This is a genomic window from Streptomyces sp. NPDC059567 (genome assembly GCF_042735655.1).
GTDB lineage: Bacteria > Actinomycetota > Actinomycetes > Streptomycetales > Streptomycetaceae > Streptomyces.
This window is the reverse complement of record NZ_JBHWBS010000095.1, coordinates 1-17,065: the sequence shown is the minus strand read 5'-3', so window position 1 is coordinate 17,065 and position 17,065 is coordinate 1. Positions and strand designations below refer to the sequence as shown.

20 protein-coding genes are annotated in these 17,065 nt (G+C 71.9%); 10 read left to right on the top strand and 10 right to left on the bottom strand.

The window, feature by feature from the left end; translation table 11 throughout:
* Positions 1-128: 128 nt before the first annotated feature.
* Positions 129-920 (bottom strand): SGNH/GDSL hydrolase family protein, encoded by a 792-nt coding sequence (locus ACFVZW_RS30345; protein ID WP_384527912.1) that lies wholly within the window; start codon positions 918-920, stop codon positions 129-131.
* 145 nt (positions 921-1,065) lie between these two features.
* Here ACFVZW_RS30345 and ACFVZW_RS30340 point away from each other — a divergent pair, with 145 nt between their 5' ends.
* Positions 1,066-1,728: a class I SAM-dependent methyltransferase gene (locus ACFVZW_RS30340; protein ID WP_384527908.1), complete on the top strand. Its 663-nt coding sequence runs from the start codon at positions 1,066-1,068 to the stop codon at positions 1,726-1,728.
* A gap of 26 nt (positions 1,729-1,754) precedes the next feature.
* Here ACFVZW_RS30340 and ACFVZW_RS30335 read toward each other — a convergent pair whose 3' ends face one another.
* The 3 genes from ACFVZW_RS30335 to ACFVZW_RS30325 form a co-directional block, all read right to left on the bottom strand.
* A complete protein-coding gene (locus ACFVZW_RS30335) occupies positions 1,755-2,249 on the bottom strand; it encodes an NUDIX hydrolase (RefSeq protein ID WP_384527905.1) in 495 nt (164 codons plus the stop codon).
* 89 nt (positions 2,250-2,338) lie between these two features.
* A complete protein-coding gene (locus ACFVZW_RS30330) occupies positions 2,339-2,590 on the bottom strand; it encodes a DUF3817 domain-containing protein (RefSeq protein WP_384527902.1) in 252 nt (83 codons plus the stop codon).
* A 5-nt stretch (positions 2,591-2,595) separates the two neighbouring features.
* Positions 2,596-3,087 carry a hypothetical protein gene (locus tag ACFVZW_RS30325; protein WP_384527899.1) on the bottom strand — a complete coding sequence of 164 codons (492 nt, stop codon included), beginning with the start codon at positions 3,085-3,087 and terminating at the stop codon, positions 2,596-2,598.
* Between the two features lie 82 nt (positions 3,088-3,169).
* Here ACFVZW_RS30325 and ACFVZW_RS30320 point away from each other — a divergent pair, with 82 nt between their 5' ends.
* Positions 3,170-3,511 (top strand): PadR family transcriptional regulator, encoded by a 342-nt coding sequence (locus tag ACFVZW_RS30320; protein WP_383562003.1) that lies wholly within the window; start codon positions 3,170-3,172, stop codon positions 3,509-3,511.
* Positions 3,508-4,155: a permease prefix domain 1-containing protein gene (locus ACFVZW_RS30315; RefSeq protein ID WP_384527896.1), complete on the top strand. Its 648-nt coding sequence runs from the start codon at positions 3,508-3,510 to the stop codon at positions 4,153-4,155. Before ACFVZW_RS30320 ends, ACFVZW_RS30315 begins: the two co-directional genes overlap by 4 nt.
* A 6-nt stretch (positions 4,156-4,161) precedes the next feature.
* On the opposite strand, the gene ACFVZW_RS30310 is transcribed toward ACFVZW_RS30315, so the two are convergent.
* The 5 genes from ACFVZW_RS30310 to ACFVZW_RS30290 all read right to left on the bottom strand — a co-directional run bounded on the left by ACFVZW_RS30310 (position 4,162) and on the right by ACFVZW_RS30290 (position 10,221).
* On the bottom strand, positions 4,162-5,040 hold the full coding sequence (locus tag ACFVZW_RS30310) for a RimK family alpha-L-glutamate ligase (RefSeq protein WP_384527893.1): 879 nt from the start codon (positions 5,038-5,040) through the stop codon (positions 4,162-4,164).
* A 143-nt stretch (positions 5,041-5,183) separates the two neighbouring features.
* On the bottom strand, positions 5,184-6,533 hold the full coding sequence (locus ACFVZW_RS30305; RefSeq protein WP_384527890.1) for a cytochrome P450: 1,350 nt from the start codon (positions 6,531-6,533) through the stop codon (positions 5,184-5,186).
* 191 nt (positions 6,534-6,724) lie between these two features.
* The gene (locus ACFVZW_RS30300; protein ID WP_384527887.1) at positions 6,725-6,940 is read right to left on the bottom strand and encodes a ferredoxin; all 216 of its coding nucleotides are present in this window, start codon (positions 6,938-6,940) and stop codon (positions 6,725-6,727) included.
* Between the two features lie 4 nt (positions 6,941-6,944).
* A complete protein-coding gene (locus ACFVZW_RS30295; protein ID WP_384527885.1) occupies positions 6,945-8,162 on the bottom strand; it encodes a cytochrome P450 in 1,218 nt (405 codons plus the stop codon).
* A gap of 109 nt (positions 8,163-8,271) precedes the next feature.
* Positions 8,272-10,221, bottom strand: a complete 1,950-nt coding sequence (locus tag ACFVZW_RS30290; protein ID WP_384527882.1) for an ATP-binding cassette domain-containing protein — start codon at positions 10,219-10,221, stop codon at positions 8,272-8,274.
* A 622-nt stretch (positions 10,222-10,843) separates the two neighbouring features.
* Here ACFVZW_RS30290 and ACFVZW_RS30285 point away from each other — a divergent pair.
* The 5 genes from ACFVZW_RS30285 (at position 10,844) to ACFVZW_RS30265 (ending at position 14,465) form a co-directional block, all read left to right on the top strand.
* Positions 10,844-11,653: an aminotransferase class IV family protein gene (locus ACFVZW_RS30285; RefSeq protein WP_384527879.1), complete on the top strand. Its 810-nt coding sequence runs from the start codon at positions 10,844-10,846 to the stop codon at positions 11,651-11,653.
* A 187-nt stretch (positions 11,654-11,840) separates the two neighbouring features.
* A complete protein-coding gene (locus ACFVZW_RS30280) occupies positions 11,841-12,266 on the top strand; it encodes a DUF5990 family protein (protein ID WP_384527876.1) in 426 nt (141 codons plus the stop codon).
* A gap of 122 nt (positions 12,267-12,388) precedes the next feature.
* On the top strand, positions 12,389-12,835 hold the full coding sequence (locus ACFVZW_RS30275; protein WP_384527874.1) for an SRPBCC family protein: 447 nt from the start codon (positions 12,389-12,391) through the stop codon (positions 12,833-12,835).
* Positions 12,836-13,075: 240 nt separating this feature from the next.
* Complete coding sequence (locus ACFVZW_RS30270; protein WP_384527871.1) at positions 13,076-13,945, top strand: endo alpha-1,4 polygalactosaminidase; 870 nt, start codon at positions 13,076-13,078, stop codon at positions 13,943-13,945.
* Positions 13,946-14,120: 175 nt separating this feature from the next.
* Positions 14,121-14,465, top strand: coding sequence for a MerR family transcriptional regulator (locus ACFVZW_RS30265; protein ID WP_384527868.1), 345 nt, complete (start codon positions 14,121-14,123; stop codon positions 14,463-14,465).
* A gap of 12 nt (positions 14,466-14,477) precedes the next feature.
* Here ACFVZW_RS30265 and ACFVZW_RS30260 read toward each other — a convergent pair whose 3' ends face one another.
* A complete protein-coding gene (locus ACFVZW_RS30260; RefSeq protein WP_384527865.1) occupies positions 14,478-15,431 on the bottom strand; it encodes an AraC family transcriptional regulator in 954 nt (317 codons plus the stop codon).
* 100 nt (positions 15,432-15,531) lie between these two features.
* Here ACFVZW_RS30260 and ACFVZW_RS30255 point away from each other — a divergent pair, with 100 nt between their 5' ends.
* Both ACFVZW_RS30255 and ACFVZW_RS30250 read left to right on the top strand, forming a co-directional pair.
* Positions 15,532-16,434 carry an MBL fold metallo-hydrolase gene (locus ACFVZW_RS30255; RefSeq protein WP_384527862.1) on the top strand — a complete coding sequence of 301 codons (903 nt, stop codon included), beginning with the start codon at positions 15,532-15,534 and terminating at the stop codon, positions 16,432-16,434.
* Positions 16,435-16,518: 84 nt separating this feature from the next.
* Complete coding sequence (locus ACFVZW_RS30250) at positions 16,519-16,890, top strand: VOC family protein (protein ID WP_384527859.1); 372 nt, start codon at positions 16,519-16,521, stop codon at positions 16,888-16,890.
* Positions 16,891-17,065: the final 175 nt, after the last annotated feature.

The following is a 17,065-nucleotide window of genomic DNA, read 5'->3' as shown; positions in this document are numbered from 1 at the left end:
CGCCCCCGCCGGCCGGGGCGCCCCCGCCCCCCCGTCCCCCCCCCGCCCCGGCGCCGCCCCGCCCCGCCCCGGCCAGGGCCCGGCCCGCCCGCCCCGCCCGCCCCCACGTTTCGTATCAGGGGGCAGCGTCACGCCACCGAGGACCGGACCGGCGTCGGCTCGGGGCGCTTGGCCGTGCGGCCTTCCCCGGAGGAGCGGCCGCGCAGACGCCGGCCGACCCATGGGCCCAGGAAGGCCGCGACCCACCGCAACTCGTCGAGCGCGGCTCGCGCTCCGGACCGCGGCGGGCCCGGATGCGCCGGGAGCGGGCGGGTCCATGCGTCGCTGCTGCCGGGAAGGTCCAGGGCGTCGGCGACCGCGGCGGCGATGCGTTCGTGCCCCAGCGGGCTGGCGTGGAGCCGGTCCGGACTCCAGAGGCGCGAGTCCGTGACGACGGGATGCGCACAGGTCTCGGCCACCGCGACACCGTGCCGGCCGGCCGCCTCCCGGATGCGGGCGTTGAGAGCGGTGACGCGGGCGGTGAGGGGCCGGGCGAGCGGGATGACGCGCGCGGCGTCCGGGAACGTCACGGTGGCCACCCTTGTGCCCTGGGCGGTGAGTTCGGCGAACATCGCCTCCAGATGACCGGCCACCTCGTCGGCGTCGAAGCGGGGCCGGAGCAGGTCGTTCATCCCCGCGACCACGGTGGCCACATCCGGACGCAGCGCCAGGGCCGGTCCGAGTTGCTCCGCCCGCACCTGCCCGGCGAGTTTCCCCCGCACGGCCAGATTGGCGTAGGTCAGTCCGGGGCTGGTGTCGGCGATCAACTCCGCGAGCCGATCGGCGCAGCCACGCAGCCCGGTGGCGTCGTCGCCGTCCCCGAGACCTTCGGTCTGGCTGTCGCCCAGCGCGACGTATCGCGTGTACGGACCGTTGTGCATGGGCGCTTCGCTCCTCCGTGAGCGTCGTGTCCTGACCGACACGCCGCGATTGACTCAACACGTTACTTATTCAACTCGTTGAATATAGCGTGAGAGGGTGGCCCGGCGCCGGACGGGTGTCGGTGCTGGGTGCGAGGATCGCGAGATGACCGACCGCACCGCATCGATCGCCGCCTACTGGGATGCCGCCGCCGCGGCGTTCGACGACGAACCGGACCACGGCCTCCGGGCCGCCGGCACGCGTGCCGCCTGGGCCCGGCACCTGCGCGACTGGATGCCCTCGGACCCGGTCGACGTCCTCGACATCGGCTGCGGCACGGGATCGCTCTCGTTGCTGCTGGCCGAGGCGGGGCACCGGGTGACCGGCGTCGACCTGGCGCCGAAGATGGTGGAGCAGGCGCGCGCGAAACTCGACGCCGCCGGCCTCCGGGGCCGCTTTCTGACCGGCGACGCCATGGGGCCACCGACCGGGGAGCAACGCTTCGACGTCGCGCTGGCCCGGCATCTGCTCTGGACGCTCCCCGATCCGGAGGTCGCCCTACGCGAGTGGGTCGGCCGCCTCCGGCCGGGGGGTCGGCTCGTCCTGGTCGAGGGCCGCTGGCGGGAGTCGGGCCAGAGCGGCGTGCCGTACGTCGCCGGAGCCGAGTCGCTTCCGTGGCACGGCGGGATCGGTGCCGAGGACCTGGCCGAGGCGGTCCGTCCCCTCGTCTCCCGTCTGCGCATCGAGCAGCTGGACGGCGAGGGGGACAGTGACCTGTGGGGCAAGCGGGTGGACGACGAGCGGTACGCCGTGATCGCCGACATCTGAGGCCGCCGAGAGTCCCGGACCGGGAGTCAGTGCGCCGGTGCGATGCGGTAGCGGTGGAACGGACCGTCCTCGATGGGCAGTTCGGGACGCCAGGTCTTCAGCGCCTGGGCGGAGGGCGTGAACAGTGACCGGGGGAGGCGGTCGAGGGAAGTCCACTCCCAACGCCGGATCTTGTCCGGCTCCGCCACGGCCGGGGTACCCGCGAAGGCTCGTACGACGGCCACCGCCGTCATTCGGGTGAGGTCCGTCGAGGTGAGCGAGTCGAGCAGGATCCCGATGACCTCGACGTCGTCGGCGGCCACGAGCGTGGTCTCCTCGGCGAGTTCACGGACCGCCGCCTCCTCGATGGACTCGCCGGCGTCCACCTTGCCGCCCGGAAGCTCCCACGCGCCCGTGGGATGCAGACCCAGCAGGACCCGCCCGCGCTCGTCGGTCACCACGACGCCCGCACCGAGAGAGGCCTGCGCGGTCGGCGGGCGGACGTTGCGGTGGGGCTCGTGCGGCTGCTCGGCGGTCGGCATGGCGGCTCCTCGTACGGACCGGGACGGGTGTCGCTCCTCAGCCAACACCATGAGGCGCCACCCATGCCCACCGGCGATGTCCGACGGCCCTATGCTCCCTCGCTCCTCAGTCGCCGCAGAGCCAGCAGTCCGCCCACGCCGGGGACGGCGGCGGCCCAACGGGTGCCTGACATGGCGGCGTTGGAGACCTGCCAGGTGGCCGCGAAGACGACGAGGTAGGCGGTGCCGTGGAGCGGGCCGACGAGGCTCGATACGGCTGGTGTGTGCGTGGTGAGCAGATTGGCCAGCAGGGCCACGAGGGAGAACGCCTCGACGCCGGCGGCGATGCGCAGAGTACGCACGGTCGTCACGCTCCCGTCGTCGAACCGGGACGCACGATCATGAGGACGACGACGATCGCCCAGAGAAGGTTGAACACCCCTGTGAGCATGGCCAGTCGCGCCGCGAGCGCCTGGGGAGCGCCGTCGACGACCATGTCCGGCCCGGCCGTGAGCATCCGCTGTTGGCGGGGCAGGATCGCGAGGACCAGGACGGCCGCGGCCATCGCCGTCAGCACCAGCGACGAGATCAGCCAGACGTCGGTGAGCACGCCGAGCTGGATGGCGGTCGCGAGCCCGAAGACCGGAACGGCGACACCGGCGACGGCGTAGCCGCGGCAGATCCGGTGCAGGACCGCGGCGACGGACGAGGCGCTGGTCCTCTCGTCGGTGGCATCCGGGTCCATCTCCCCGGGTGCGGCCTGCCGTGCATACCGCGGGAAGAGCGAGGCGGCCACGGCGATCGGTCCGACCACCAGAATCGCCGCGAGTACGTGTATGGACAGCAGCAACTTGGTCATGGAAGGCCCCTCCAGCCGTTCTCAATATGTTGGCTGCCAATAGATAGCATGTCTACGCCTCCATTGAGTAGGCTGCCTACCTATGAGGGCGGATGCGGTGCGAGGGCACCTGGACGGACTGCTGCTGGCCGTGCTGGAGCAGGGGCCGCTGCACGGCTACGCGATCATCACCGCGGTCCAGCAGCGCAGCGGAGGCGTACTCGATCTGCGGACCGGCACGATCTATCCGGCGCTCAACCGGCTGGAGCGGATCGGACTGCTGAGCAGCAGTTGGGACTCGGTCGGCGAACGCCGCCGACGGTGCTACGCGCTCACCGACGCGGGCCGGAGCGCCCTGGCGAATGAGCGGACCGCCTGGCGCGAGTTCACGGCGGCGATCGGCTCCGTCCTGAACCCCGCCACCTCGCCCCGGCCCGCCACGTGAGCGCCGCCGGTCGCCCGGGCGACCTCGTCGAGGAGTACGCCGCCGACCTGGCGGGCGCCCTGCACGGCCCGGTCCGGGCCAAGGCGCGCCTGATCGAGGAGGTGCGCGACGGACTCGCCGACACCGCGGAGGCGTACACCCGCGAGGGAACGCCCTACGAGGAGGCGGTCCGGCAGGCGGTACGGGAGTTCGGCACGCCCGACGAGCTCGCGCCCGGGTGCCAGCGCGAACTGACCATCGCCCAGGCCCGGCACACCGCGCGGTCCGTCGTCCTCACCGCTCCCTTCCTCCTCGCCTGCTGGTACGCGCTCTTCAACAGCGCCGCCGGAACCGGTCAGCTCCTCGCGGTCCCTCTGGCCGGGGTCGCGGGCGTCGCCGCACTGCTCGCCGCGGCCATGCTGGCGGCCTCGGGCACCCTCGCTCGCAGGCTCCCCACCCCGGACCGACTGCCTCTCGTCGTCGCGTGGGCCGGCACGACCGCGAGCATCGCGATGGCGCTGGCCACACTGACGCTCGCCGTGGCAGCGGTCATGGCCGCCAACTGGCCTCTGATCGCCGTGGCCTGCGCACTCGCGGCGGCGTCGCACGCCCTGACCGCACCCTCGGCCCGGGCCTGCCGACGATGCGCCCGACTGCCCGCATAGGAGTCTCTAGCGGCGGCTTTCGGCGGCCACGGCCTCGACGAACCGCTTCAGTCCCTCCGGGTTGGCCCCGAGGAACAGGTTCGGCTCGATGAGCTCCAGCTCCATGACCACGGGCGTCCTCGACGAGTCGAGCGCCAGGTCCACGCGGGCGATCAACGGCGTCTCGGTCCCGGGGACGGCGGCCAACGCCTCCAGCGCCGTACGGAGTTCCGTCTCGCTGGGCTGATACGGGACGACGTCGGGATGAGGCGTCCGGGCATTGTCGATCACGTTGGGCTCGGTCAGCACCTGCCCCTTCCGGATGGCATGGCTGAAGGCGCCGGAGAAGAACACCAGGGCGCGCTCCCCCTCCGCCACGAGGGGGAGATACGGCTGGACCATGACGGCCCGACCCTGGTCGAGCAGCATCCGGGCATGGCCGATGGCGTCCGACCGACGCCCCGGCTCGTACCGCGCGGTGTCACGCGCACCCAAGGAGACCGTCGGCTTCACCACGACACCCTCGGGCTCGTCGAAGTGCTCGGGGCGCACCTGCTCGCCGGGCTCGATGAATCGCGTCGGCGCGACGGAGACAGCCTGCCGGGCCAGCGCCCCCAGGTACCGCTTGTCGCTGCTCCAGTGCACGACCTGTGCCGTGTTCCTCAGCCGGGTCGCGCGGCCCGCGTCCTCGGCCCATGCCAGGAAGTCGTCGAGCCGATCCGCGTAGTCCCACGTCGACCGGATGACGGCCAGGTCGAAGCCGCCCCAGTCCACGGAGTCGGCGTCCCAGGCCACCGCCTCCGCGGTGAAGCCTTCCGCGCGCAGCGCTTCCACGATCAGCGGAAGATCCTCGTCGAGGTCCGCGTACGCCTCGCTCGTCACGATCGCGATCCTGGCAGTGCCCACGTGTCTCTCCTGCTGTCCCGTGTCAGGTCCGTTCCTGTGGAACACCAGTGTCAGGCAGGTGTGTGCGACCGGGCAAGATCCCACGACCCGGCGGAAACGGACCTCACCCGGGGAACGCGCGCCTCACACCGAGACGCACGGCCTCAAGGCGCGACCGGGACCTGGAGCGGCGCGCGGAACGAGAGCAGGTCGAGGACCGGCGGGGGAGGGGCGTCGGGAGCGAGGCGAAGGGCGGGAAAGCGGCGGGCCGCCGCTCGGAGGGCGACGGCCGCCTCCGTACGGGCAAGAGAGGCGCCCGGGCAGCGGTGCCGGCCCACACCGAACGCCAGATGGTGACGGGAGTTGGTGCGGTACGGGCGCATCTCCTCCGGGGCGTCGAAGACCTCGGGGTCGGAACCGCTGCCCATGAGCATCAGCAGCAGTTCGGCGCCGGCGGGGAGAGGTGCCCCGCCGAGCTCCACCGGCCGCTCGGTGACGCGGCGCCAGGTGGTGACAGGAGGCTCACGGCGCAGGACCTCCTCGACCCACGCCTGCGCCAGACCCTCCTCGTGCGCTGCCCGCGGCCAGACGCCCGGCTCGGCCAGCGCGCCGCGCAGGACGGTGGCGATGAGCTGGCCGGTCGTCGACTGCCCGGCGACGAAGACGAAGAAGCACGCGCCGACCGCGGTCTGCACGTCCAGCGGCTTCCCGTCGGGCAGACGGTGCCGGACCAGCGCGCCGACGAAACTGTCCGCCGGAGCCGTCCGGTTCGTCACGGCCGTGGTGAGCCACTGGTGGAACTCGGCGACGAGCGCGGCGAGTTCGAGCTGTCGCTCGGGCGTCGGCCGCCCCCAGAACAACTCCAGCGAGGCGTCGCTCCAGCGGACCAGGGTCGCGGTGTCGAGACCGTCGATGCCGAGCAGCTCCATCATGACCCGGCAGGGCAGGGTGTGGGCGAACGCGCCGAACAGGTCGCTGCCGCCGGTGGCGTCGATCTCGGTCCGTACGGTGTCGAGCAGTTCGTCGGCGACCCGCTCGATCACCGGCACGGCCGCGGCGACCCGCTGGGCGTTGAAGAACCGGGTGACCACGCGGCGCAGCCCGGGGTGGGTCTCGCTGCCGTTGTTGGCCAGTGCGGGGCGGACCCGGAAACCCGCCCGGGCGAGCACCCGGAGAGCCGGAACACCCAGCGGCGTGATGGCATGCTGCGCGTTGTCCGGCCGGAAGACCGCCGGATCCAGCAGCACCCGGCGGATGTCGTCGTACCGGCTGACCAGCCACAGCCCGGTCGCGGGATCGTGATGGACGGGGGCCTCGGCCCGGAGGACGTCGAGCCAGGGGTACGGGTCGCGGACGAAACCCTCACCGAAGAGGTCGAGCGCCCCGAGCGCCCCGAACTCGCCGAGCGCCTCGTGCGGCGGAAGGGGCGAGTCGCCGGTCGCCCGACCGTACGGGCAGGGGCCGGCCGGATCCGTGGGGGACGCGGGCCCGGGCCCGCCGGGGGCGGATGTCACGCTCGCGGACGCTAGCACGGGGGCGGGCACGTACCGGCCGGTGTGTGCGAGGGATCACTTCGACATCTCCGCAGGCCAGAGGAGGTTTCCCAGCCGTGCGAGAGGAATCCCGTCGGGTGATGGGCGCGAGGCGAGGAGGGGGTCGCGCTCGGGCATGCGGGACGGCCCGAGCGCGATAGTGAGCCGCTCCGCTACACCGGCGCCGGGCCCGTGTGGCCGTCGACGGTGATGGCGCTCGCGGGGCACAGCTCGGCGGCCTCGTGTGCGGCCGCTCGCCGCTCGACGGGGGGCGTGGCTTCCAGGAGCACGACGCGGCCGTCGGCCTCGTTCTGGTCGAACACCTCGGGTGCGGTCAGGACGCACATCCCGGCGCCCTGGCAGCGTTCGCGCACGATGCTCAGTTCCATGGCGCTACTTCCCGTCCCAGGTCACGGGGAGGCTGTGCACACCGTAGATGTTCATGTCCGTCCGCAGGGGCACGTCATCGGCCGGGACGGCCAGGCGCAGCGTCGGGAACCGGGTGAGGAGCGCGGGCAGGGCCACACGCATCTCGACACGGGCGAGTTGCTGGCCCAGACACTGGTGGATCCCGTGTCCGAAGCCCAGTTGCCCCGTGGCCTTGCGGTGCAGATCGAGGCTGTCGGGGTCCTCGAACCGCTCCGGGTCCCGGTTGGCGGCCTGGATCGAGAGGGTGACCGACTCGCCGGCCCTGATGACCTGCCCGTCGAGCTCGACGTCCTCCAGGGCCACGCGCACCGTCGTGTGGGCGATGCTCAGATACCGCATCAGCTCCTCGACGGCCTGGTCGGCGAGGTCCGGATCGGCGCGCAGGGCGGCGAGTTGGTCGGGGTGCCGCAGCAGCGCGAAGGTGCCGTGCGCCAGCATGTTCGCCGTGGTGTCGAGGCCCGCACCGAGCAGGAAGCCCCCGACGCCGGTGAGTTCCTCGTCGGTGAGATCGCTGCTCGTCAGGTCGCTCAGCAGGTCGTCGGTGGGTTCGGCCCGCTTGGCGAGTACCAACCCGTGCATGTACTCCTGCAGGCCCGTCATGCCTGCCATCCGCTCGTCGGGCGTGGAGTCCAGACTCATCAGGGCGGTCACGAACCCCTGGAAGACTTCGCGGTCGGCGAAGGGCACGCCGAGCAGTTCGCAGATCATGAGCGCCGGGATGGGCTGCGCGAACGCCTGGACCAGGTCGGTGCCGGGGCCCTGGGCCTCCATCGCGTCCAGGTGTTCGGCGGTGATCTCCTCGACGCGCTCGGTGAGCAACCGCATCCGCCGGACGGTGAACCTGCCGGCGAGCAGGCGCCGGAAGCGGGTGTGCTCGGGCGCGTCCATCCCGGTCATGTCGCCGGGCGGCGCGGGCGGCAGCTCGCCCTCGGGGCCGCCGGGCATGGGGTAGTGCATCAGCTCGTACCGCGAGCTGAAGCGGGGGTCGGCCAGGACGGCGCGGACGAGGGAGTGGCTGGTGACCAGCCGGCCCTGATGCCCGTCGGGATAGGCCATGGGGCTGAGTGGCTGCCGCGCGCGCAGCTCGGCGAGGGGAGCCGGCGGATCGAAGGGGCAGCCGGCGGGGCGCTCGTAGGGCAGCGATACGGGCTCGGGCGTGTGTGCGGACGGTTCGTGGTGCATGGCGTTCCCCCAGTGCGGGTGGTGTCCGCCGGGGCGGACACCACGACTTCAACGGCGTTCAAGGGCTTGCTTGAACACTGTAAAAGCAGAATTGCACGATGTGCAAGCCTCAGCGGTCCTGGGAGAGCGCGAGCAGCTCGGCGAAGACACCTCCGGCGTGAACGAGGTCGTCATAGCTGCCCTGTTCGGTGATCCGGCCGTTCTCCAGACAGATCACACGGTCGGCGATCCGGGTGTTCTCCAGTCGGTGCGTCACCACGATCGTGATGCGGTCCCCGGCGATGGCCTTGATGCGCTCGAAGATGCCGTGCTCCCCGCGCGGATCCATCTGGGAGGTGGGCTCGTCGAGGATCAGCAGCTCGGGCCGCCGGAACAGCGCACGGGAACAGGCGAGACGCTGCCACTGGCCGCCGGACAGCTCCACACCTCCGAACACCTCCCGGGCGAGTAGGGTGTCGAGGCCCTTCGGCAGGTTCTCCACGGCCTGCTTCATGCCGACGGCCTCGACCGCCTCCCACACCGGCCCGTCGTCGATCGTGCGGGGTTGTCCCAGCGTCACGTTCTCGCGGACGCGCAGCGGCCACTGCGCGAAGATCTGCGGAACCAGGCCGGTGCGGTCCCAGACGCTCGCCGGGTCGACGCCGGCCAGGTCGGAGCCGTTCCAGGTCACCCGGCCCTTGTCGGCCAGGTAGATCCCGGTGATCAGGCGGGTCAGGGTGCTCTTGCCGGAGCCGTTCACCCCGACGATCGCGAGGATCTCCCCTCGCCGCAGCGTCAGGGAGACGCCGTCCACGGCCGGCTTCTCCTTGCCGGGGTACTGATAGCTGACCTCCTCCAGCCGGATCTCCTCCACCGGCGCGGCGACGGCGAGCTCACCGCGCCGCGGCGCCCTGCGCCCGGCGTCGTCCAGGAACGCCTGCATGTCGCCGAGGTAGAGGCTGGTGTGGAAGACCGCGGCCCCGTTGACGACGACCTGGGACAGCGCGGCCAGGGTCGTCTGGACGGCGACGACGGCCGTGGCGGCGACGGCGAGCGCGATCCGGCCCGTGACGGCGAGCCAGGCGAGGGCCGCCCAGGTGGCGACGAGGAACACTCCGCCGGCCAACGAGGACGCGAGCGCGATCCGCAGCGTCCGAGGGGCGGCGGCGAGCGTGCGCCGGTCGACCCGCTCGGAGAGGGACCGGTACCAGAACAGCAGGTAGTCGGTCATGCCGTTGGCCCGGACCTCGTCGGCGTACTTGGAGGTCGTCGACCACCAGCGCATCATGCCCCGCACATTGCGGTCGGCGACATTGGCGTAGTGGATCTCGTAGTCGACACGCGCGGTGAGCACCGCGCCCACGCCGGCCGGGAGGACCGCAAGGAGCAGCAGGGGCAGCATCAGCACGTTGAGCACCGCCAGAACCCCGGTCGCGGTGACCATCCTGATCAGGGCGGACATGAAGCGCTGGGCGTCGCTGACCATCACATGCGTACGGATCACCCCCATCTCCGCGGCCTCCTGCCGGTCGGCGAACCCGTCCACCGCGTACGCCGCCGCCTCGACCCGACAGACCGCCTCGACCAGGGCGGAGTCCGTCACGGTCGTCAGCCCGGGCGTGATCCGTCGCTCCCCGTACAAGGCGAGGGCTCCGGCACCGCGAGCGGCCGCGGTCGCGCCGGCCACCACGAGCAGCGCGGGCAGCGCGTCCGTCAGCCGTCCGGCGATGGCCCCGCCGCCCAGGATCGGACCCATGGCCCGCGCCGTGGCGCTCAACAGGACGGCGGCCGCCACGCCCGTGACGACCTGGCAGGCCAGGAGCAGCAGAACGGCCCGGCGGTCCACGGCCCAGGACATCGCGGCGATGCGCCGCAGGACGGCGGGGAGCCGGGCGCACATCGCCTGGAAGGTGACGTTGTCGAGCGGGTTCACGGAGTATTCCCCCGTGTACGCGATCTCGGCGGGCGGCGGTGGCGGCGGCGGTGCGGGGGTCGCTCGTGGTGTCGCGGCCTGGGTGTCCGTGGTCTCGGCTGAAGTCAACTTCGGTCTCCTGCACGGTCGTCTGAGCCTCTTCGGCATGGGCACCGGGGTCAACGACGAACGCACGGATATCGAACACATGTGTTTGAGCCGGAGCGGATTCCGCGCGGGGACGTGCCCCGCGTCGGATGCGGTCTGCATCCACCCTTGGGGCGAACGGCCCTGCGCCGAGCGGTGAGATGGCCGAAACGCCGACCTTGATACGCATGTGACGGAAGAGGTTGCCGACGGTCCGTCAGCGCGCCCAAGGACCCCACCAGCTCGGTGGCAACGGGTCGGCCGGAGCCGATGTCGGCTGGTCGGGATGGAGGCCGAACCGGCGCAGTACCTCGGCGCGGACGTTCACCGTGACCGTGCCGTGCCAACGCCCGTCCGCGCGGACCCCGCACATGAGGTCGATCTTGATGTCGTCACCGACGAAGGGATTCCAGTCGATACCGCGGTCGCGCAGTCAAACCGCCATGAGCCGCCCCGGCCGCGGGCAGCCGGGAACGTTCTCGAAGCTGAACAGGGGCACCCAGTCGGAAGTGTTCATGACCCCCATCCTGCCGCAGCGGCCCGGACTTGACCTTCCCATTGATGTGAAGCCATAGCGTCGCGCCATGAGCGACCCCGCGGGCGTCGCACACCCCCACCCCTCCCGTACCGCAGGAGCGACACCATGACCACCTTCGTTGTGCACCGCAACGGCCGGCCGGCGACCGCCGAGGAGCTCGCGCCGCTGGCCTTCGCGGGCTACGCCCACTTCACCGCCATGCAGGTGCGCGGCGGCCGGGTCCGGGGCCTCGACCTCCACCTGGAGCGGCTGCGGAACGCCTCCGTGGAGCTGTTCGGCCGCGCGCTCCCCGACGACCGCGTGCGCACCTGGCTCCGAACGGCAGCGCGGGGTGCCGGTCCGGCCGATGTCTCGCTGGTGGCCACGGCGTACTCACCGTCGGGCGAGTTCACCGTCGCCGCCGCCGCCGACGAGGAGCCCGAGCTGCTCGTGCGTACCGGACCGGGCGCGGGCGGCCCCGACGGTCCGCTGGCGCTGGCGGCGGTCCCGTACGAGCGCTTCCTGCCGGGTGTGAAGCACGTCGGCGAAGTGGCCAAGACGTACGCGCTCCGCCGCGGTGTCGGTGACGGTTTCGACGACGCCGCGTTCGTCGACCGGCGGGGCAGGATCAGCGAAGGCTCGATCTGGAACCTGGCCTTCTGGGACGGAGCCTCGGTGGTGTGGCCCGTCGCCGAGATGCTGGGCGGGACCACGATGGCCGTCGTCAGGCGGCAGCTGGACCGCCTGGGAGTCCCACAGCGCCACCAGGAGGTCACGATCGCCGATCTGCCGGACCTGTCCGGGGGAGTGGTCATGAACTCCTGGACGCCCGGCGTCGCGGTCCACCGCATCGGCTCCGTGCCACTCCCTGAGGCCCCGTCCTTCGTCGAGCTGCTCCACCGGGCCTACGAGGCGGAACCGCTCACCTCGCTCTGACCGGCGCCGCCTCCCGTCCGGCGTCGAGTTTTCCAGTTGAACGATCAACCGCTATGGTGGTGGTGAAGGCTCGCTGCCGCATCTCCCCCGTATGCGGCAGCGAGCCTTTGTCATCGGCCCACGCCGACCGCGTCCTACGATGGGCGCCGGACGTCGACGGCCGATGAGAGCCCAGGGAGCGGATGGCATGGCGGACCTCTTCGTACGGATCGTCGGCAACGACCTGCCGGGGCGTGAATGCGGCGAGTACCGGGACGTGCACGTCGCGGTCCAGTGCGGGCGCGAGCCGGAGGGCGCCGTGCCGGGCGACGCGCCCGAGGCGGTGTGGGAGTTCACCGTCCAGGCCATCGACACCCCGGACGGCCCCGGCGCCCGGGACTTCCGCGGACCTCACGTCCAGGGTCGGCGTGGGGCGCGGTTCCTCTACCTGACGTGGGGCGAGCAGCCGCCGGGCGAGGAGTTCACGATGTTCCGCCGCGCCAAACTCTTCCTCGACGACCTCCCGGAGCAGGCCGTCGCCGGCGGCAAGGCCGAGGGGCGGCTCGGGCTGACCGACGCCTGCGGACTGCCGCTGTGCGCCGCGGTCCGCCCACCCCGCATCCGCTGGAGCTGACCCCGACCCACCACCCACCTGGCACCGCCGGACCATCACCCACGCGGCGCACTCCGTCGCGCGCGGCCCGGCCCGGAGCCATACGCTCGCCGTCACGACGGAAGCGATCAAGGAGTGGCCCGATGTCCGGACAGTTCGAGGCGACGACGGATGTCGGCCGCCCCATCGACGAGGTCTTCGCGTTCCTCGCCGACGGGCGCAACGACCCCAAGTTCAGCCCACGGGTGCAACGGATCGAGCGGGTTCCCGACGCGCCGACCGGCGTGGGCACGGTGTTCCGGAGCACGGTGAAGGACGCCGGCATGAAGACGGCGCGCGAGTTCCGCATCACCGAGTTCGACGCACCGCGCCGGATGCGCTGGGCCGAGGTGTCCAAGAACATCGTGACGGCGTCCGAAGGGGGCTACGACCTGGAGGCCCTGCCGGACGGCGGTACGCGGGTCCGGATCTTCAACGTGCTGGAGGGCCACGGCATCGGCAAGCTGCTCGTCGGCCTCGCGCTCGGCGCCGCCCGCAAGGACGCCGACGCGTTCGGGCAACGGATCAAGGCCGCCGTCGAAGCGTCGTAGCACCCCACCCGCCGAGACGTCGGCAGACGTGACGGCGGCACGGAATGAATGGGACGTTCGTCCGACCCGATGTGGCGGTGGTGACGGTACTGCCGGCGTACACGATGTCCGGCAGGCCGACGCAGCCGTCGGCCGCGCGGGGCCGTACCGTATGACTGCGGTCGCCCCTGCCGCAGCAAACCGACCACTCCCGCCGGACGGGTAAGCGCCCCCCCGTGAGGCAGCCAGGAGCCCCGCACCGTGATCGCCAGAGCCCCGCGCCCCGTCCGCAACGTGCTGTCCGCCCTGGCCTTGGCCGGCGTCCTCGCGGCGACAGTCGTCGGATGCACGTCCTCCGACGACCCGCAGGGCGCCGACGACTCCGCGCCCTCGTCCCAGGCGCCGTCGGGGAAGGTGGTGCCACCCGAGCCCCACGTCGGCTTCGACTACCAGATCGGCGGGCCGTACTCGCCTCCGTCCGGTGTCGGTGCGGTCTCCCGCGACCGTACGGTCAAGCCCGCGCCCGGCCTCTACAACATCTGCTACGTCAACGCCTTCCAGGCCCAACCGGACGCCACGGACTGGTGGCGGGCCAACCACCCCGACCTCCTCCTGCGCAACACCACCGGCTCTCTGGTCATGGACGAGGACTGGGGCGAGGCCCTGCTGGACGTCTCCACACCGGCCAAGCGCGAGCGCCTCGCCGCGATCGTCGGAGAGTGGATCGACGGGTGCGCCACCGACGGCTACCAGGCGGTCGAGGCGGACAACCTCGACTCGTACGAACGGTCCGGGGGCCGACTCACGGCCGAGCACGACCTCGCCTTCGCGCGCCTCCTCGTCGACCGAGCCCACGCGGCCGGCCTCGCCATCGGCCAGAAGAACGCCGCGGACCTCGCGAAGAGGGGCCGAAGCCTCGGCTTCGACTTCGCGGTCGCCGAGGAGTGCGGCCAGTACGAGGAGTGCGCACCGTACGCGACCGCCTTCGACAACCGCGTGCTCGTCATCGAGTACGAGGCCGCGGGCCTCGACGCGGCCTGTGCGGCCTGGGGCGACACGCTCTCGATCGTCCTGCGGGACGCTGACGTACGGCCGGCCGGGAAGCCAGGGTACGTGCGCCGCACCTGCTGAATCGGTCCGGCGCCCGGTATCCGGGAGGCGGGCGACCGCGGTGGCGGCGGGGCTTGTGGGCGGGCCGTGCGGGAATGCCAGGGGCTCGGTGCGGTGTTGAGGATGGGCGTCGATGGCGAGGCCGGGCGCGGGATGGGGGCCGGAGCGGGATGGGGTGCCGAATGGGGCGGGTCACATGCTGATCGGGGAGTTGTCCCGGCGTACGGGAGTCAGCACACGGCTGTTGAGGTACTACGGGGAGCAGGGGCTCCTGGAAGCGGGCCGCGGACCGAACGGGTACCGCGAGTACGACGACGACTCCGTGGTCATCGTGCGGCAGGTGCGTGCGCTGCTGCAGGCGGGACTGTCCACGGACGTCATCCGCGCGGTGCTGCCGTGCGCCCGTGGTGAGCTCCCGGAGTTCGACTGGTGCGTGGACGTGCGGGCGATCCTGGACCGGGAGCTGGCGGCGACGGACGAACGCATCGACGATCTCCGGCGCAGTCGTGACGCCCTCGCCGACGTCCTGGCCAGGCCCTGATCCGAGGGCGGGTCAGGGGGCGGACCGCGTGTCCCGCTGCGCCGAGTTCCGCGTCCGGTAGCGTCCCGGCGTCGTGCCGAACTCGCGGCTGAAGGCGTGGGAGAGGGCGTACGGGGTTCCGTAGCCGACGCGCCGCGCGATGACCGCCAAGGACTCCTGGGTGTCGCGGAGCATGGTGGCGGCCAGAGTCAGCCGCCACCACGTGAGATAGGCCATGGGCGGGCGCCCGACGAGGGCGGTGAACCGGCGCGCGAGGGTGGGCCGGGAGACGCCGGCCTCGCCGGCCAGACGATCGTTCGTCCACGGCGCCGCCGGGTCCGCATGCAGCGCCCGTACGGCGGCCGCCGTCACCGAGTCGCCGAGCACGGCCGACCAGGCTCCGGTGGAGTGCCGGGTCACCCACGAGCGGATCATGTAGACGAGCAGAAGGTCGACGAGGCTCGGGACGGCGATTCCGGAGCCGGGCCGCTGCGCGCTCAACTCGCTGCCGAGCAGGTCGATCGCGGCGCGCAGTTCCGGATTGCCGCCGACGCGGTTCGGCAGGTGGACGAGGTGGGGCAGCTCCGCCATGAGGGGGTGCGCGCGGCTGCGATCGAGACGGTACTTGCCGCAGAGCATCTCCACCCCGCCGAGAGAACTCAGGCCCGGTGACGGTGCCGGGTCGCGGTGCGCACGGGCGTCAGCCCAGTGCTCGAAGGAAACGGCCCTTGCCACGGTCGCCGGGTCGGCGGGGGAGTCGGCGATCACATGTCCCGTACCGTGCGGCAGCAATACCGCGTCCCCTACACCGAGTTGGACGGGCGAGCCGCCGTCGGGCAGCAGCCAGCATGAACCTTCCAGGACCACATGGAAGCCCGCACCGTCGTACGGGGCGAGCCGTGTGCACCATGTCCCGCTCGCCCGCACCCGGTCGGAGGAGGGCTGTCCGATGCGTACGGTCGCTATCGCGTCGCTCACTACGTCCACCGATGCAGCGTATAGCCCGACTCGGCTCTGATCCGTTCGCGTATTCAGCGGAGCGGCATGAGCATTGAGAGGCTCATCGGCCCTTCCTAGGCTCGGTCTCATGGAGAATGAGAGCCCTCAGAGCATGGTGCTGGGAGACGTCGAGGTCATCCGGATCGTCGAGTGGCAGGGCGCGTTCGCGCCGGCCCGTGGTCTGGTCCCGGACTCCGGAGCGGACGTGTGGGAGGCGAACGAGGAGTGGCTGGCGCCGGACCACTGGGAGCCGGACGGCGACCGGGCGGTGATGGCGTTGCAGACGTGGGTGCTGCGCAGCGGCGGACGGACCGTGCTCGTCGACACCGGAGTGGGCAACGGTCGCGAGCGCCCCGGCCAGCCGCAGTTCCACCACTGGCAGGGCGACTTCCTCGGCGGCCTGGCGCGGGCGGGCGTCCACCCGGAGGACGTCGACGTCGTGGTCAACACCCACCTCCACGCCGATCACGTCGGCTGGAACACCAGCGGCGCCGAGGGGGAGTGGATCCCGACGTTCCCCAACGCCCAGTACCTCATTCCGGCCGCGGACGACGCCCACTTCGGCCCGGACAACGCGGACGGCAAGGGCCGGCAGGAGGACGACCGGCTCGTCTACCAGGACAGCGTCGCGCCCGTGCACCGGGCGGGGCAGTCCGTGGTCTGGGACGGCACCCACCGCATCGACGCCCACCTCACGCTGGAACCGGCACCGGGGCACACACCGGGTTCCAGCGTGCTGCGTCTGGCGTCCGGAGCGGACAGGGCGGTCTTCGTCGGCGACCTGCTGCACAGCCCTGTCCAGGTCCTCGCCCCTTCGTGCAACAGCTGCTTCTGCCTGGACGCCCGAGGGGCGGTGACGAGCCGACGCCGAATCCTCGAACGAGCCGCCGCCGAACGGGAACTGGTGGTGCCCGCCCACTTCGGGGGCGGGGGCGTGGTGGAAGTCCGACGGGAGGGCGACGGCTTCGCGCTCCGGCAGCCGAAGTGGTGAGCGGCCGTCGAAAACTCGCGGGCGCATCCAGGGGGCCGCGTCTAGGTTGAGGTCTGCGAAGCCCACAGGTCGGCCGGAGGTGCCATGCCCCTGCAGATGAAGTTGTCCGCGATCACACTGGACTGCCCGGATCCGCTCGCCCTCGCGGCGTTCTACCAGCAGGCCACCGGCCTCGCACCCCACCCCAAGTCGGACGCCGACTTCGCGGGCCTCTGCGGCGAGGGCGGCCTCCTCATCGGCTTCCAACGGGTCGACGACTACCAGGCTCCACAATGGCCCGACCAAACCGTCCCCCAGCAGTTCCACCTCGATTTCGACGTCGACGACCTGGACGAGGCGGAGGCCCAGCTCCTGCGACTGGGCGCGGCCAAGCCGGACCACCAGCCGAACGAGGCCAGGTGGCGCGTCCTCACCGACCCGGCCGGACATCCCTTCTGCGTGGTCAGAGGCATCTGACCGCCCGTGCCGCCCGTCTAGGAACGCCCTACTCCATGGTGCTACGGGAAGGGGTGCGGAGCCGCGACGAGAAGGGGGTGCGGACCAGTGTCCGCACCCCCTTCCCCGTACGACCCCCTACAGCACCTTGGAGAGGAATGCCTTGGTGCGGTCGTGTTGGGGGTTGCCCAGGACG

Excerpts from the sequence above, each read along its gene's own strand:
- ACFVZW_RS30335 (WP_384527905.1), bottom strand. The coding sequence starts at position 2,249 with ATGCCGACCGCCGAGCAGCCGCACGAGCCCCACCGCAACGTCCGCCCG.
- ACFVZW_RS30265 (WP_384527868.1), top strand. The coding sequence starts at position 14,121 with ATGCTGATCGGGGAGTTGTCCCGGCGTACGGGAGTCAGCACACGGCTG.
- ACFVZW_RS30290 (WP_384527882.1), bottom strand. The coding sequence starts at position 10,221 with ATGCCGAAGAGGCTCAGACGACCGTGCAGGAGACCGAAGTTGACTTCA.
- ACFVZW_RS30250 (WP_384527859.1), top strand. The coding sequence starts at position 16,519 with ATGCCCCTGCAGATGAAGTTGTCCGCGATCACACTGGACTGCCCGGAT.
- ACFVZW_RS30280 (WP_384527876.1), top strand. The coding sequence starts at position 11,841 with ATGGCGGACCTCTTCGTACGGATCGTCGGCAACGACCTGCCGGGGCGT.
- ACFVZW_RS30320 (WP_383562003.1), top strand. The coding sequence starts at position 3,170 with ATGAGGGCGGATGCGGTGCGAGGGCACCTGGACGGACTGCTGCTGGCC.
- ACFVZW_RS30325 (WP_384527899.1), bottom strand. The coding sequence starts at position 3,087 with ATGACCAAGTTGCTGCTGTCCATACACGTACTCGCGGCGATTCTGGTG.
- ACFVZW_RS30255 (WP_384527862.1), top strand. The coding sequence starts at position 15,532 with ATGGAGAATGAGAGCCCTCAGAGCATGGTGCTGGGAGACGTCGAGGTC.
- ACFVZW_RS30340 (WP_384527908.1), top strand. The coding sequence starts at position 1,066 with ATGACCGACCGCACCGCATCGATCGCCGCCTACTGGGATGCCGCCGCC.
- ACFVZW_RS30275 (WP_384527874.1), top strand. The coding sequence starts at position 12,389 with ATGTCCGGACAGTTCGAGGCGACGACGGATGTCGGCCGCCCCATCGAC.
- ACFVZW_RS30285 (WP_384527879.1), top strand. The coding sequence starts at position 10,844 with ATGACCACCTTCGTTGTGCACCGCAACGGCCGGCCGGCGACCGCCGAG.
- ACFVZW_RS30345 (WP_384527912.1), bottom strand. The coding sequence starts at position 920 with ATGCACAACGGTCCGTACACGCGATACGTCGCGCTGGGCGACAGCCAG.
- ACFVZW_RS30295 (WP_384527885.1), bottom strand. The coding sequence starts at position 8,162 with ATGCACCACGAACCGTCCGCACACACGCCCGAGCCCGTATCGCTGCCC.
- ACFVZW_RS30300 (WP_384527887.1), bottom strand. The coding sequence starts at position 6,940 with ATGGAACTGAGCATCGTGCGCGAACGCTGCCAGGGCGCCGGGATGTGC.